Annotated in this window: 12 protein-coding genes; 4 read left to right on the top strand and 8 right to left on the bottom strand. The window is 64.8% G+C overall.

Annotation, left to right across the window (positions count from 1 at the left end):
• Window positions 1-4: 4 nt before the first annotated feature.
• A complete protein-coding gene (locus tag QW861_RS03175) occupies window positions 5-1,210 on the bottom strand; it encodes a CoA transferase (RefSeq protein ID WP_315749743.1) in 1,206 nt (401 codons plus the stop codon).
• Window positions 1,211-1,466: 256 nt separating this feature from the next.
• Between QW861_RS03175 and QW861_RS03180 the strand changes: the two genes are divergently transcribed.
• Together QW861_RS03180 and QW861_RS03185 are read left to right on the top strand one after the other, a co-directional pair.
• Complete coding sequence (locus tag QW861_RS03180; protein ID WP_315749742.1) at window positions 1,467-1,892, top strand: GFA family protein; 426 nt, start codon at window positions 1,467-1,469, stop codon at window positions 1,890-1,892.
• Between the two features lie 678 nt (window positions 1,893-2,570).
• Window positions 2,571-3,134: a DinB family protein gene (locus QW861_RS03185; RefSeq protein ID WP_315749740.1), complete on the top strand. Its 564-nt coding sequence runs from the start codon at window positions 2,571-2,573 to the stop codon at window positions 3,132-3,134.
• Between the two features lie 214 nt (window positions 3,135-3,348).
• On the opposite strand, the gene QW861_RS03190 is transcribed toward QW861_RS03185, so the two are convergent.
• From QW861_RS03190 to QW861_RS03220, 7 genes are all read right to left on the bottom strand, one after another.
• On the bottom strand, window positions 3,349-3,903 hold the full coding sequence (locus tag QW861_RS03190) for a GNAT family N-acetyltransferase (RefSeq protein ID WP_316173940.1): 555 nt from the start codon (window positions 3,901-3,903) through the stop codon (window positions 3,349-3,351).
• 200 nt (window positions 3,904-4,103) lie between these two features.
• Entirely contained in the window at window positions 4,104-5,273 is a 1,170-nt protein-coding gene (locus QW861_RS03195; protein ID WP_316173942.1) for an acetyl-CoA acetyltransferase, read from the bottom strand.
• Window positions 5,274-5,348: 75 nt separating this feature from the next.
• Window positions 5,349-6,332, bottom strand: coding sequence for a D-erythronate dehydrogenase (gene denD, locus QW861_RS03200; protein ID WP_316192707.1), 984 nt, complete (start codon window positions 6,330-6,332; stop codon window positions 5,349-5,351).
• A gap of 220 nt (window positions 6,333-6,552) precedes the next feature.
• Complete coding sequence (locus QW861_RS03205) at window positions 6,553-7,461, bottom strand: carbohydrate ABC transporter permease (protein WP_315714455.1); 909 nt, start codon at window positions 7,459-7,461, stop codon at window positions 6,553-6,555.
• Complete coding sequence (locus QW861_RS03210) at window positions 7,458-8,411, bottom strand: sugar ABC transporter permease (RefSeq protein WP_316192708.1); 954 nt, start codon at window positions 8,409-8,411, stop codon at window positions 7,458-7,460. Before QW861_RS03210 ends, QW861_RS03205 begins: the two co-directional genes overlap by 4 nt.
• 266 nt (window positions 8,412-8,677) lie before the next feature.
• Window positions 8,678-10,000, bottom strand: coding sequence for an ABC transporter substrate-binding protein (locus QW861_RS03215; protein WP_315714457.1), 1,323 nt, complete (start codon window positions 9,998-10,000; stop codon window positions 8,678-8,680).
• A 67-nt stretch (window positions 10,001-10,067) separates the two neighbouring features.
• Window positions 10,068-11,129 (bottom strand): sn-glycerol-3-phosphate ABC transporter ATP-binding protein UgpC, encoded by a 1,062-nt coding sequence (locus tag QW861_RS03220; RefSeq protein WP_315714458.1) that lies wholly within the window; start codon window positions 11,127-11,129, stop codon window positions 10,068-10,070.
• Window positions 11,130-11,414: 285 nt separating this feature from the next.
• Here QW861_RS03220 and QW861_RS03225 point away from each other — a divergent pair, with 285 nt between their 5' ends.
• Complete coding sequence (locus QW861_RS03225; RefSeq protein ID WP_315827387.1) at window positions 11,415-12,494, top strand: LacI family DNA-binding transcriptional regulator; 1,080 nt, start codon at window positions 11,415-11,417, stop codon at window positions 12,492-12,494.
• Between the two features lie 138 nt (window positions 12,495-12,632).
• The gene (locus QW861_RS03230; protein ID WP_316192709.1) at window positions 12,633-14,456 is read left to right on the top strand and encodes an IlvD/Edd family dehydratase; all 1,824 of its coding nucleotides are present in this window, start codon (window positions 12,633-12,635) and stop codon (window positions 14,454-14,456) included.
• Window positions 14,457-14,519: the final 63 nt, after the last annotated feature.

Below are 14,519 nucleotides of genomic sequence, written 5' to 3' on the forward strand. Positions count from 1 at the left end.
CGTCTCACTCCCTGGCAGGCGCCGGCGTCGTCACGCCGTCGCGGATCATCGCGGCGATCTCCTCGTCCGAGAAACCAAGCTCGTGCAGGATAACCGCGCCATGCTCGTTCGGCCGTGCCGCCAGACGCAGCGGCTCGGCCTTGGTCTCGGACCAGGTCGCGGACACGCGGGTGCTGCGGATCGGACCTTCGGTCGGATGTTCGACCACGGGAAAGAAATCGGTCGCCACGAGGTGCGGATCGTTCAGCAGGCTTTCGAGGTCGTGCATCGGCATGACCGGCACATCGGCGGCATCCAGCAGATCGGTCCATTCGGCCGTGGTGCGCGTCTGAAAGATGCGCGCGAGCTCGGCATAGACGAAATCGATGTTGGCGGCACGCCGGGCAAAGCTGTTGAACCTGTCATCCGCGCGCAGGTCGGTGCGGCCGGACGCGGTGAAGAACGCGTCCCATTGCTTGTCGTTGTAGACGATCACGCAGATATGGCCGTCGGCGGTCTTGTAGGGCCTGCGGTCGGGCGACAAATGCCGCGCATAGCCGCCCTTGTCGAGCGGGGGCTGGTAGGTGAGCCCGCCCATGTGGTCGCCCATGATGAAGGCCGACATGGTCTCGAACATCGGCACGTCCAGGCGCTGGCCGCGCCCGGTGCGGTCACGGTGCACGAGGCTGGCGCAGATGGCACCGACCGCCGTCAGGCCGACGATGCGGTCGACCAGCGCATTGGGCACATAACGCGGCGTGCCGTCACCGGCGACCGCCATCAGATGCGACAGCGCCGCCCCGCCCTGGATCAGGTCGTCATAGGCCGGTTTGGCCGCATAGGGACCATCCTGGCCGAAGCCGAACACACCGGCATAGACCAGCCGCGGATTGAGCGCGGAGACCACGTCATAGCCGAGGTTCAGCCGCGCCATCGCCTGCGGCCGGATGTTGTAGAGCAGGACGTCGGCGTCCTTGATGAGCCGCAGCGCGGCCTCGCGTCCCCTGGGCTTCTTGAGGTCGAGGCAGATCACGCGCTTGCTGCGGTTGGTATTGAGATAGACCGGCCCCATGCCCGGATGATGCCACGGGCCGATCTTGCGGGTGACGTCTCCTTCCGGCGATTCCACCTTGATGACATCGGCGCCGTAGTCGCCGAGCGTCTGGGCGGCATACGGCCCCATCAGCACGGTGGTCATGTCGATGACCTTGATGCCCGCAAGCGGTCCCATCGTGGCGTCGGCTCCCTCGATGCTTGTTGTCGCCAGAGCTAACGGCACCTGATGTTCCCTAGCAAGCCGCCGCGCGGGTATGGGGCCATGCGTCAGATCCCCCGCCGCAACATTCCGTGTCGCGGATCACGGACGACGACCGCCGCGCTGCACCAGATGTTCCCCGCCGCGAGCTGCATTCTAGGATTCCATTTCAGCGTTCAGGTGTGTCAGCATGCCGGTCCAACATCCAAAACAAACACGAGGGAGAACACTCATGACGCTCTATCAGGGCAAATGCTTCTGCGGCGCGGTCGAGATCGAGGCCGATGGCGAGCCGGAGGCGATGGGCTATTGCCACTGTTCGTCGTGCCGCTCCTGGTCGGCCGGTCCGGTCAACGCCTTCACCCTGTGGAAGCCTGCGAACGTGCGGGTGACCAAGGGGGCTGACGCGATCGGCAGCTATCACAAGACCGACATGAGCCACCGCAAATACTGCACCAAGTGTGGCGGGCATCTGATGACCGACCACCCGCCGCTCGGCATGATCGACGTCTATGCCGCGACGATTCCGACGCTGAAGTTCACGCCCGGTGTGCACGTCAACTACGCGGAGACGGTGCTGCCCATCAGGGATGGCCTGCCGAAGCTGAAGGATTTCCCGGCGGAGTTCGGCGGCTCCGGCGAGATGATGCCGGAGTGAGACAAGGTCTGCTTTTCGCAAGCACCCAAGCATCGATGGCCTCGCGACAGGATCTGTCCGAGCTGTGCTGATCGAAGCCGCCCCCTTCGAAACAGAGGGCGCAGGGAAGGCCGGGTGCCGACTGGCACCCGTGGCCCCCGTGCGAAAGAAAGCACGGGGAGAGAACCACAGGTTCAGCCGGACCGACCCGGCCTTCCCTGCGCGATGGTTTTCACGCTTATTTCGCGCTCTCCTCGGTGCGCCGGCTTTTGGCCACCGTCGTCCTTGGGGATCATCATGCCCCGCGAACTTGGCATCAGCGTCGGGATGCCGGGACCACGCGACTTCACGTCCGCGCCATGCCGTTCGTCCGCGCAGACAAGCTACGCTGCGACACGTCGCGGCCACCGCCTCCCTGCCTCAACGTTCGTGACGATCGCGAAGCGCCCCTCGTGGCGAAGCAGGATGGGGAGAGTGAAGCATATTTTCTGGAAAAGCGAAACATGAATCTTTTTGACCAGGGGACTGGACAGGCCAAATCAGCCTGAAGGCCCTGGAGAAAATCGCCGCTTGGCCGATCCCGGCAGAGTTCCGCAAAAGCGCATGGGGATGATGCGCTCCGGCCCGCCGAAATGGATGGTGAAGGGAGCACGGAGTTCCGTATGATCTGCGGCGAGCCATCACGGGGTGCCCTGATCAATGCCCGCCGATCTCGTCCAGACCTTCCGCGCGTTCGCCTACAACAATGCCTGGGCCAATCACCGGCTGCTGACCGCCTGCGGCCAGCTCAGCGCCGAGGATTTCGCTGCCGAGCGCACGGGCTTTTTCCCCAGCCTGCAGCGGACGCTGAACCACATCTACATCATCGACCTATTCTACATCGACGCGCTGGAAGGCGGCTGGCTCGGCCCGATGGCGTGGCAGAACGAGGTGCCGTTCCCGCGCCTCGCAGATCTTGCGAAGGCGCAGGGCGCGATGGACCGCCGGCTGATTGCATTCTGCGAGGCGCTGACGCCGGCGCGGCTCGACGACACCGTCCGCATCAACCGCGAGAGCCGGGTACAGAACGAGCGCTGCGACCGGCTGCTGCTGCACCTGTTCCAGCACGACATCCATCACCGCGGCCAGGCGCATGCCATGCTGTCGAGCACGTCAGTGAAGCCGCCGCAGCTCGACGAGTTTTTCCCTGCGGATGATTCAAGCTTGCGGGCGAAGGATTTCGTCGAGCTGGGGTTCAGCGAGGAAAAGGTGTGGCGGAGCTGATGCACGCGTGGCTTCCCTCCCTCCGTCATTCCGGGGCGCGCGCAGCGCGAGCCCGGAATCCATAGCCACAACCGGCCGTGGGGCGCGAGATGCTCGTGGCGCCTGCCTTCGACACACCTCGTCCTGTGGTTATGGATTCCGGGCTCATTCGCGCTGCTTCAAAATGGCTTCGCCATTTTGCGCGCGAATGCCCCGGAATGACTGGGAGGAGAGATCAGCACGAGGCATTGGCCCACACCTCGCGCGGAAGCCGGTACATCACCTGCCGGCGCAACGGGCTGTCCGCCTCGACTCGCGGATGATCGAAATCCGACGCCTCGTTCCTGATCATGCCGAGCTTGCGCATGACGTTCTGTGACGCCTGATTGGCCGGCGCGGCATAGGCGATGATCTCGTGGAGGCCGAGCTCATCGAAGCCGAACGTGAGCGACGCCCGCGCCGCCTCGGTCGCAATCCCCCGCCCCCAGGCCGCGCGCGACAGCCGCCAGCCGATCTCGACCGCCGGCGTGAACGGCGCATCGAAGGCGACGCGGAACAGGCCGGTGGCGCCGAGGAAAGTGCCGGTGGCGCGATCTTCGACCACCCAGAAGCCGAAGCCGTGCGCGGCCTGATGGGCGATCTGGAAATCGATCCACCGGTCCGAGTCCTGCCGCGTTGGCAGCGCGCGGAGGAATTGCATCACGGCCGGATCGGCGGACATCGCCGCGAACGGCGCGCGATCGTCGTCGCGCCACTCGCGCAAGGTCAGGCGTTCGGTGGAGATGATCATGATGGGCAATCGGACCAGTCAATGACAAAGAGCTTCCGCATCGCGGAAGCTCTCCTGTATCACCGTCATTGCGAGGAACGCAGCGACGAAGCAATCCAGAGCGGCACGCGCGGCCCCGGATTGCTTCCGCCGCCGCCTTTCGGGCGATGGCGGACAAGTCGCTTCGCTCGCAATGACAAACGATAGACGGTCGTTGATCCTTACTTCGCCGGCTCCAGGATCGAGACGTAGTTGGCCACGGCCGCACCGCCCATGTTGAAGATGCCGCCAAGCTTGGCATTGGGGAGCTGCATGCCTTCCGGCGCGGAGCCGGTGAGCTGCATGGCGGTCATGACGTGCATGGAGACGCCGGTGGCGCCGATCGGGTGGCCCTTGGCCTTGAGGCCGCCGGACGGATTGACCGGCAGCTTGCCGTCCTTGAGCGTCCAGCCCTCCTTGATGGCGCGGGCACCCTGCCCCCGCGGCGTCAGGCCCATCGCCTCGTACTCGATCAGTTCGGCGACCGTGAAGCAGTCATGGGTCTCGACGAAGGAGAGATCGGACAGCGTGACGCCGGCTTTCTCCAGCGCGCGCTGCCAGGCCACGGTGCAGCCCTCGAAGGCGAGGATGTCGCGCTTGGACATCGGCAGGAAATCCTGCGCGTGCGCGGTCGCGCGCACGTTCACTGCTTTCGCGAAGGACTTCGCGGTCTCGCTGTCGGTCAGCACCAGAGCGGCGGCGCCGTCGGACACCAGCGAGCAGTCGGTGCGCTTCAGGGGGCCGGCGACGTAAGGGTTCTTCTCGCTCTCGGAGCGGCAGAACTCGAAGCCGAAATCCTTGCGCATCTGCGCGTAGGGATTGGCGACGCCGTTCTTGTGGTTCTTGGCGGCGATCAGCGCCAGCGCGTCGGACTGGTCGCCGTATTTCTGGAAATAGCCCTGCGCGATCTTGCCGAACACGCCGGCGAAGCCGCCGACGGTGTCGCCGTCCTCCGGCAGGTAGGACGCCTTGAGCAGGTTCTTGCCGATCTCCGGGCCCGGTGTGCGCGTCATCTGCTCGACGCCCACGACCAGCACGATTTTCGCGGCGCCGGCGGCGATGGCGCGGATGCCCTGGTGCACGGCGGCCGAGCCCGTCGCGCAGGCGTTCTCGACCCGGGTCGCCGGCTTGAAGCGCAGCGCCGGATCGGCCTGCAGCACCAGCGAGGCGGTGAAATCCTGGGGCGAGAAGCCCGCGTTGAAATGGCCGAGCACGATCTCGTCGACGTCACCGGCCGAGATGCCGGCGTCGGCGATCGCCTCGTTGGCGACCTTGACGACGAGGCTCTCGACGGTCTCGGCGTCGAACTTCCCGAATGGCGTATGCGCCCATCCGACGATGCTGGCGGTCATGCTCTCTCTCCCGAATGTCTCCCTGCCCCTCAAATGGCGCTTTGCGCCATGTGAGTCCAGAGGCTGGCGGCCGTCTCAGGCCACGAACTTGCCACCGAGCTCATCCTCAATGTGAATCCGGATGATGTCGTCGAAGGTCTTTTCCTCGGTGGTGAAGCCGAGTTCGCGAGCCCGCTTGGCCTCGAAATTCCGCGGCCAGCCGGCGACGATGCCCACAATGAAGGGATCCGGCTCCCGCTTGATGCGATCCGCCACCTTGTCGCCTGCCACGCGACGCAGGGCTGCGATCTGCTCGCCAACCGTCGCCGACAGGCCGGGCATGGTCAGGTTCCGGCGTGGGCCGATCTTGGCCGTGTCCATGGTTGCGGCATGCAGGAGGAAGCCGACCGCCGAGCGCGGCGTGGCGTGCCAGTGGCGGACGTCCTCGGACACCGGCAGCACGGCCTCCTTGCCGGCCAAGGGCTCGCGCAGGATGTTGGAGAAGAAGCCGGAGGCGGCCTTGTTGGGCGCGCCGGGGCGGATGCAGATGGTCGGCAGGCGGATGCCGACGCCATCGAAGAAGCCGCGGCGGCTGTAATCGGCCAGCAGGAGCTCACCGATCGCCTTCTGGGTGCCGTAGCTGAGCAGCGGCGCGTTGACGAACTCGTCGCCGATGGCCTCGGGGAACGGCGCGCCGAACACCGCGATCGACGAGGTAAAGACCAGCCGCGGCTTGTAGCCGTCGCCGATCAGCCTGACCGCGTCGAACAGCATCCGCGTGCCGTCGAGATTGATGCGGTAGCCCTTGTCGAAATCGAGCTCGGCCTCGCCGGAGACGATTGCGGCGAGATGGAAGATCACGTCGGGACGGTCGGCGACCAGCTTCTCGGCGAAACCGGGCACGGCGAAATCGCCGGCGATGGTGTCGACGGCGATGGACGTGTCGGGCTTGGCCGGCGCGACGATGTCCTGCAGCGTCATGCGAGTGATGGCCTTGTCGCCGAGGCGGCCGTCGCGGACGAGACGCTCGACCAGCTTGCGCCCGACCATGCCGGCGGCGCCGAGAACGAGAATATGCAAGGGTATGCTCCTTCAAATGCAACGATTGGGCGTGGTCTCAACGTTCGTCATTGCGAGCGAAGCGACTTGTCAGCCATAGCCCGAAAGGCGACGGCGGAAGCAATCCAGAGTCATCGGAATGGCTCTGGATTGCTTCGTCGCTTCGTTCCTCGCAATGACGGGAGTTGAGATCCGCGTGAGCAGCAAGCGACGCCTTGACCCGGCTCGCGGACAAAGCCGCCTACTCCTTCACCGCGCCGGTCATGGCCGACACATAATGCTCGACGAAGAAGGCGTAAAGAATGACCAGCGGCAGCGAGCCGACCAGGGCGCCGGCCATCAGCGATCCCCATTTGTAGATGTCGCCGTCGACGAACTCGTTGACGATGGCGACCGGCACGGTCTTGTTCGGCGTCGACTGCAGGAAGGTCAGCGCGTAGATGAACTCGTTCCAGCACAGGGTGAACGAGAAGATGAAGGCCGAGATCAGGCCGGGCACGGCGAGCGGCACCACGATCTTCACCAGGATCTGCCAGCGGCTGGCGCCGTCGATCAGCGCGCATTCCTCGAGCTCGAACGGGATGGTCTTGAAGTAGCCCATCAGCAACCAGGTCGAGAACGGGATGAGCAGCGTCGGATAGACCAGGATCAAGGACAACGGCGAGTCGAACAGCCCATAGGCCTGGATCACCGAGGCTAGCGGGATGAACAGGATCGACGGCGGCACCAGATAGGCGAAGAAGATCAGCACGCCGACGGTGTCGGCGCCCTTGAAGCGCAACCGCACGATCGCATAGGCCGCGAGCACGGAAGCGAAGATCGACAGCGTGGTGGCGCCGACCGCGACATACATCGTGTTCCACAGCCAGCGCGGATACTGCGTCTCGAACAGCAGCTTGGAGATGTGCTTGAAGGTCGGATGCACCACCCAGAACGGATTGTACTTCTCCATGTCGATCAGCTGCTCGTCCGGTTTGATCGACGTCAGCCCCATCCAGTAGAACGGGAACAGCAGCACCACGAGGATGATGCCGAGCGGCAGATACAGCGTGATCAGCCGGCGCGGCAGCGACTCGAGGTAGCTCATGCCCTCGGATTCGTCGGTGCCGGCCGTGGTGGGCGCCTTGGCGTGCAGCGTGGTGTCGGTCATTGGTCGGATCCTTGCTGCCATTTGCGCCGTTGCATGCCAAACCAGGAGATCGCGATCGCCGCCATCAGGAACGGGATCATCGCGGTGGCGATCGCGGCGCCCTCGCCGAGCCGTCCGGAGATGATGCCGCGCTGATAGCTCAAGGTCGCCATCAGGTGCGTGGCGTTGACGGGGCCGCCACGGGTGAGCGCCCAGATCAATTGGAAGTCGGTGAAGGTGAACAGCACCGAGAACGTCATGACGACCGCGATGATCGGCGTCAGCAGCGGATAGGTGATGAAGCGGAAGCGCTGCCAGCTGGTGGCGCCGTCGAGCGTGGCGGCCTCATAGAGCGAGGGCGACACGGTCTGCAGGCCGGCCAGCAAGGTGATCGCGACGAACGGCACGCCGCGCCAGATGTTGGCGATGATGACGGAGGCGCGCGCCCAGGAGGTGTCGCCGAGGAAGTTGATGTTCTGGGTGATGACGCCGAGCTTGATCAGCGACCAGGAGATGATCGAGAATTGGGAATCGTAGATCCACCAGAACGCGATCGCCGACAGCACCGTGGGCACGATGAAGGGGATCAGCACGATGGCGCGGATCATCGCCTTGAACGGCATGTGCCGGTTCAACAGCAGCGCGAGATAGAGCCCGATGGCGAATTTGATGGCGCTCGCCACGATCGTGTAGAGCAGCGTGTTGAACACCGACAGCCAGAAGATCGAGTCGTCCCACAGCCATTCGTAGTTCTCCAGACCGACGAAGACGCCGCTGCGGCCGATCTTCTCGTCGGTGAAGCTCATCCAGACGCCGAGCCCCAGCGGATAGGCCAGGAACAGGATCAGGAAAGCCGCCGCGGGCAGCATGAACCACAGCGCGATCACGTTGCGGTTGGTCTTGATGCGCACCCATGCCGAGGGCTCGCCGACGGCGGCGCCTCGTGGCAACGAGGTCTGAATGGTACTCATTTATCCAGCAGCTCCCTTCGAACCGTGGGGTGAGCGACGCGCGCCCACCGGCGTTCGGGACGGATAGAGTTACTCCGTCATTGCGAGGAGCGAAGCGACGAAGCAATCCAGAGTCCAACGTTCGGCCCTGGATTGCTTCCGCCGTCGCCCGTCGGGCTATGGCGGACACGTCGCTGCGCTCGCAATGACGGTGGGCACGGCGCGTTGCGCCTTGCCCACCCTCCGACGATGGCGACCGGCGCTCTCGCGCGCCGGTCGGCCTCGCCTCAGCGGAAGATGCGCTTGGCGGAGCGCTCGGCGCTCGCCATCGCCGTCTTCACGTCCTCGCGGCCCGTGCAGTAGTTCGCGAACATGTCGACCAGGACGAAGTCGGCGATCGCGGCCGCAGCGGCCTCGCCGAGCTTGCCGACGCCGGCCGGCGTGGTCGCGGTCGCCGCGACGTCGCGATACGGCGTGTTCTTCGGATCGACGGTCCAGATCGGGTTGGCGTCATAGGCCTTGAGGAAGTGCGACAGGTAGCCCTGCGCCGCCTCGATCCACGGATTGAACTGCTCCGGTTCCAGCATGAAGGCGGTGAACGCCTTGCAGGTCTGCGGATACTTCGAGAAGTTGAACACCAGGATCGGGAAGCCCAGATGCATCTCGCGGGTCTTGCCGTCGAGGCCGGGCGGCAGATGCGCGTGGTTCATGTCCTCGGCGATCTGCGGCGCCTCCTTCTTGGCGGTCACGTAGATCGAGATGCCGTTGACCGTCGCGTAGAGCTGGCCGGCCAGGAACGCCTTGTTGTTGGAGCTATCGTTCCACGACGCGGTGCCCGGCACGAAATTGTCGTACAGGCCCTTGACGTATTCGAGCGCCTTGGCGGTCTCCGGCGAGTTGATGACGACCTTGTTGTCCTTGTCGATCAAATTGCCGCCGTGCGCCCACAGCGCCCAGTGCACCCAGCCATTGGCGTCGCCCGAGGCATGGCCGAGCGCCATGCCGCCCGGGGTGCCGTTCTTGTTCATGGCCTTGAAGAACTCGGACATTCCCGCGAGATCCTTCGGGAACTCCTTGAAGCCGGCCTTTTCAGCCGCCGAGACGCGGTAGTTGATGAGACCGCCGGTGGCCGCCACGGGAATGCCGATCCACTTGCCGTCGAGCATGCCATAGGCCTTGCCCGAGTCGGTCCAGCCGCCGCACTTCTTGCCGAGGTAATCGGCGACGTCGGTCATGTCGACGCACTTGTTGGAGAACAGGAAGGGCAGCGTGTAGAGGCCCCACACCATGTCGAGCCCCTGCCCCGTATTGGCCGCGACCGAGGCCTTGGGCTGGACGTCGTCATAGGATTCGTTGGAGACGTTGATGGTGACGTTGTTGGCCTTCTGGAAGGCGTCGACGATCTTCATGAAGGCCACGTCCTCGGCCTCGACGAAGCGCTTCCAGCGCATCATGTTGATCTTGGCGCCGGGCTCGGGCTTGAAGGGCGAGGTCTGCGCCCAGGCCTTGGCGTAGCCGAGCAGGTCCTCGGCCGACATGGTCGCGGCAGCCGCCAGCAAGGTCGCGCCGCCCTTGAGCAGAGACCGTCGATCGGTGGGGAAATGAGCCATCTGAAGTTTTCTCCCGTTGAGTATTTTGCTTGTTTTGTTTGTTGTGTCGTTGCGTCGAGCGGCCGGCTCAAATCCTCCGGCCGCTATCCTTGTCGAACAGATGCGCCGCCGACGCGCGCGGGCGCAAATGGATCTTCTCGCCGGGATTGACCTCGTGGCGATCGCGGAACACCGCGATGATGTCCTGGGTGCCGATGCGGGCGACGATCTGCGTCTCCGAACCGGTCGGCTCGACCACGACGACCTCGGCTTCGATGCCGTCGCTGGCGAGCTCGAGATGCTCGGGCCGCACGCCGTAGACGACGGGGCGGCCGTCGGAGGCAGCCGGCGCGGTGAGGATCGGCAGCCGGGCGCCGTTCTCGGTCTCGACATAGACCGAGCCGTTGGACTTGAGGTGGCCGTTGAGGAAGTTCATCGCCGGCGAGCCGATGAATCCGGCCACGAACTGGTTGTCCGGCTTGTCGTACAGATCGAGCGGCGAGCCCATCTGCTCGACGATGCCGTCATGCATCACGACGATCTTGTCGGCCATCGTCATGGCCTCGATCTGGTCGTGGGTGACGTAGACGGTGGTGGTCTTGAGACGCTGATGCAGCTCCTTGATCTCGGTGCGCATCGCGACGCGCAGCTTGGCGTCGAGGTTCGACAACGGCTCGTCGAACAGGAACACCTGCGGATCGCGCACGATGGCGCGGCCCATCGCGACGCGCTGGCGCTGGCCACCGGAGAGCTGGCGCGGATAGCGGTCGAGCAGCGGCGTCAGCGCCAGGATCTCGGCGGCGCGCGCGACGCCCTTCTTGATGTCCTCCGGCCGTGCGCCGCGCAGCTTCAGCGAGAAGCCCATGTTGTCGGCGACCGTCATATGCGGATATAGCGCGTAGTTCTGGAACACCATCGCGATGTCGCGCTCTTTCGGCTGCACGTTGTTGACGACGCGCTCGCCGATCGAGATGGTTCCGGCGGTGATGTTCTCGAGCCCTGCGAGCATGCGCAGCAGCGTCGACTTGCCGCAGCCGGACGGCCCGACCAGCACGACGAACTCGCCATCCTCGATCGGAATCGTCACGCCGTGCAGCACTTCGAATCCGCCGAATGATTTGCGCACGTCGCGAATTTGCACCGACGACATCAATTTCCTCCTCAAAGACCGACAGCATTGGCTGCTTGCCGGCGGCATTCTGACCGTTGTTCTCGGCCGTTTGATCAGGCCGCTTGTCGTTTTGTAGTCCTGGTCGTGCAGTCTTGTTTTTGATGGTCTTGTTGGCTCTGGTCGTTCCGACCGGCTCCGAAACAGGGCCAGTGCGGCCGACATTGTCCGCAGTTCAGTTCGCTTCCGCAATGCCTCGCTTAGCAACCGCGTGATAGCGCTGTCAATATCGCTTGTGTACCAGACCGCCTATGCTATGAGCGAGGCATGGGACGGAAACGCATCGAGCCGGGCAAAGTCCGGCTGACCGAAGTTGCGGCACTGGCGGGCGTCAGCCCGATCACGGTGTCACGCTTCTTCCGTAATCCCGACACGGTCTCGGCCGGCCGCCGCACGAGGATCGAGAGTGCCGCCAAGGAGCTCGGCTATGTGCCGAACCTCGCCGCGCGCGCTCTCGCATCGCAGCGCACCGAAGTGATCGGCGTGCTGATACCCTCCCTCACCAACAACGTGTTCTCCGACGTGCTGCGGGGCATCTATGATGCGTTCGAAGGCAGCCGCTACAGCATCCAGCTCGCCAACACCCGCTACAGCGTGTTGCAGGAGGAGCGCCTGCTGCGGTTGTTCCTGATGCAGAAGCCGGCCGGCCTGATCGTGACCGGTCTCGACCAGACGGCGGAGAGCCGGTCGATCATCCAGGCAGCGGACTGTCCCGTCGTGCAGATCATGGAGCTCGGCGCCAACCCGATCGACATGATGATCGGATTTTCGCACGTCGATGCCTGTTTTGCAGCCATTTCACACCTTCTCGCGCAGGGCTGCCGTCGCATCGGCTTCATCGGCGCCCGCATGGACCCAAGGGTGCAGCGCAGGCTGCAGGGCTATCAGAACGCGATGAAGGAGGCCGGCTTGTTCGACCCGCGTCTCATCGTCACGGCGCCTGTTCCGACCTCGACCACAATGGGCGGCAGCCTGTTCTCCGATCTGCTGATGAAGGCGCCGGATCTCGACGCCGTGTTCTGCGCCAACGACGATCTCGCGCTCGGCGTGCTGTTCGAATGCCAGCGCCGGCACATTGCGGTACCCGAGCAGATCGCGATCGTCGGCTTCAACGACATGGAATTCATGGCCGCGGCGGTTCCGACGCTCACCAGCGTGCGTACCAATCGCTACGAGATGGGTCGGCGTGCGGCGACGATGATCATGGACGCCGTCGAAGGCCGTCCCGTGGCGCAGCGCGTCGTCGATCTCGGCTTCGAGGTGATCGAACGGCAGAGCTCGACCTTGCAGCGCGCCGCCGCAAGTCCGCAGCCCGCGTCGGGGCGCGCTTCCGGAACAAAATGGTAGCGCAACCAAAAGCCATGAACTAGAACCACTCGAACCAACGACGACTTGAACGAAAGACGTAGGCGATCTTCGACAGCGGGCCGATGGCGCGCAGACGACGGACCGGCCTCGCCACGTTTGCACTGCGGGAGAAAACACATGACGAACTCGAACGGGCATGCCGGCAACGGCGCTGACAAAAGCCGCAAGCTGCGCTCGCAGGCGTGGTTCAACGATCCGCACAATCCGGGCATGACCGCGCTCTATCTCGAGCGCTATCTGAATTACGGCCTGACCCGGGCTGAGCTGCAGTCGGGCAAGCCGATCATCGGCATTGCCCAGACCGGCAACGATCTCTCGCCCTGCAACCGCCACCACATCGAGCTGGCGCACCGCGTCCGCGAGGGCATCCGCGCCGCCGGCGGCATCGCGATGGAATTTCCGACCCATCCGATCCAGGAGACCGGCAAGCGCCCGACGGCCGCGCTCGACCGCAACCTCGCTTATCTCGGCCTGGTCGAAATCCTGTTCGGCTATCCGCTCGACGGCGTGGTGCTGACGACCGGCTGCGACAAGACGACGCCGGCCTGCCTGATGGCCGCGGCAACCGTGAACATCCCCGCCATCGTGCTGTCGGGCGGCCCGATGCTGAACGGCTGGCACGAGGGGCAGCGCACCGGCTCCGGCACCGTGGTGTGGAAGTCGCGCGAGCGGCTCGCCGCCGGCGAGATCGGCTATGAGGAGTTCATGGAGATCGTCGCCTCCTCGGCGCCGTCGGTTGGCCATTGCAACACCATGGGCACGGCGTCGACGATGAATGCGCTGGCCGAGGCGCTCGGCATGTCCCTGCCCGGCTGCGCCGCGATCCCCGCGCCCTATCGCGAGCGCGGCCAGATCGCCTACGAGACCGGAACGCGCATCGTCGACATGGTGTGGGAAGACCTGAAGCCATCCGACATCCTGACACGCAAGGCGTTCGAGAACTGCATCGTCGCCAACTCCGCGATCGGCGGCTCGACCAACGCGCCGATCCATATCAACGCGCTGGCGCGCCATGTCGGCGTCGAGCTCGACATCGACGACTGGCAGAAGGTCGGCCACGACGTGCCGCTGCTCGTCAACATGCAGCCGGCCGGCTTCTATCTCGGCGAGGAATTCCATCGCGCCGGCGGCGTGCCGGCCGTGATCGGCGAGTTGATGCGGCACAAGCGCATCCACGAGGACGTCATCACCGTCAACGGCCGCAGCATGGGTGAGAATTGCCGCGAGGCAGCGAAGCCCGACGGCGACGTGATCTGGTCCTACGACAAGCCGCTGGTGAAGGATGCCGGCTTCCTGGTGCTGCGCGGCAACCTGTTCGATTCCGCGATCATGAAGACCAGCGTGATCTCCAAGGAGTTCCGCAACCGCTATCTCAGCAATCCGAAGGACCCGAACGCCTTCGAGGGCCGCGCCATCGTGTTCGAGGGGCCTGAGGACTATCACGACCGCATCGATGATGAGCAGCTTGCGATCGACGAGCACTGCGTGCTGTTCATCCGCGGCGCCGGTCCGATCGGCTATCCCGGCGGTGCCGAGGTCGTGAACATGCAGCCGCCGGCGGCGCTGATCAAGCGCGGCATCCTGTCCCTGCCCTGCATTGGCGACGGCCGGCAGTCCGGCACCTCGGGCTCACCGTCGATTCTCAATGCGTCGCCGGAGGCCGCCGCCGATGGCGGGCTCGCAATCCTCAAGACCGGCGATCGCGTGCGCATCGACCTCAACAAGGGCTCGGCCAATATCCTGATCTCGGACGAGGAGCTTGCGAAGCGGCGCGCCGAGCTGAAGGCCAAGGGCGGCTTCCCGCACCCCGCCAACCAGACGCCATGGCAGGAGCTCTATCGCAACACCGTCGGCCAGCAGGCCACCGGCGCCTGCATGGAGCTTGCCACGCGCTATCACAACATCGCCGGCACCGTGGGTGTGGCAAGGCATAATCACTAGACCCAACTGCCGTCATTCCGGGGCGCGCGAAGCGCGAGCCCGGAATCCATACTCCCGATCGTG

The organism is Bradyrhizobium sp. SZCCHNRI1029, assembly GCF_032487555.1.
Taxonomy (GTDB): domain Bacteria; phylum Pseudomonadota; class Alphaproteobacteria; order Rhizobiales; family Xanthobacteraceae; genus Bradyrhizobium.

Bases quoted from the DNA above. Each gene is read 5' to 3' on its own strand.
- QW861_RS03220 (WP_315714458.1), bottom strand. From the start codon at position 11,129: ATGTCGTCGGTGCAAATTCGCGACGTGCGCAAATCATTCGGCGGATTC.
- QW861_RS03230 (WP_316192709.1), top strand. From the start codon at position 12,633: ATGACGAACTCGAACGGGCATGCCGGCAACGGCGCTGACAAAAGCCGC.
- QW861_RS03190 (WP_316173940.1), bottom strand. From the start codon at position 3,903: ATGATCATCTCCACCGAACGCCTGACCTTGCGCGAGTGGCGCGACGAC.
- QW861_RS03210 (WP_316192708.1), bottom strand. From the start codon at position 8,411: ATGAGTACCATTCAGACCTCGTTGCCACGAGGCGCCGCCGTCGGCGAG.
- QW861_RS03175 (WP_315749743.1), bottom strand. From the start codon at position 1,210: ATGGGACCGCTTGCGGGCATCAAGGTCATCGACATGACCACCGTGCTG.
- QW861_RS03180 (WP_315749742.1), top strand. From the start codon at position 1,467: ATGACGCTCTATCAGGGCAAATGCTTCTGCGGCGCGGTCGAGATCGAG.
- QW861_RS03185 (WP_315749740.1), top strand. From the start codon at position 2,571: ATGCCCGCCGATCTCGTCCAGACCTTCCGCGCGTTCGCCTACAACAAT.
- QW861_RS03215 (WP_315714457.1), bottom strand. From the start codon at position 10,000: ATGGCTCATTTCCCCACCGATCGACGGTCTCTGCTCAAGGGCGGCGCG.
- QW861_RS03195 (WP_316173942.1), bottom strand. From the start codon at position 5,273: ATGACCGCCAGCATCGTCGGATGGGCGCATACGCCATTCGGGAAGTTC.
- QW861_RS03205 (WP_315714455.1), bottom strand. From the start codon at position 7,461: ATGACCGACACCACGCTGCACGCCAAGGCGCCCACCACGGCCGGCACC.
- QW861_RS03225 (WP_315827387.1), top strand. From the start codon at position 11,415: ATGGGACGGAAACGCATCGAGCCGGGCAAAGTCCGGCTGACCGAAGTT.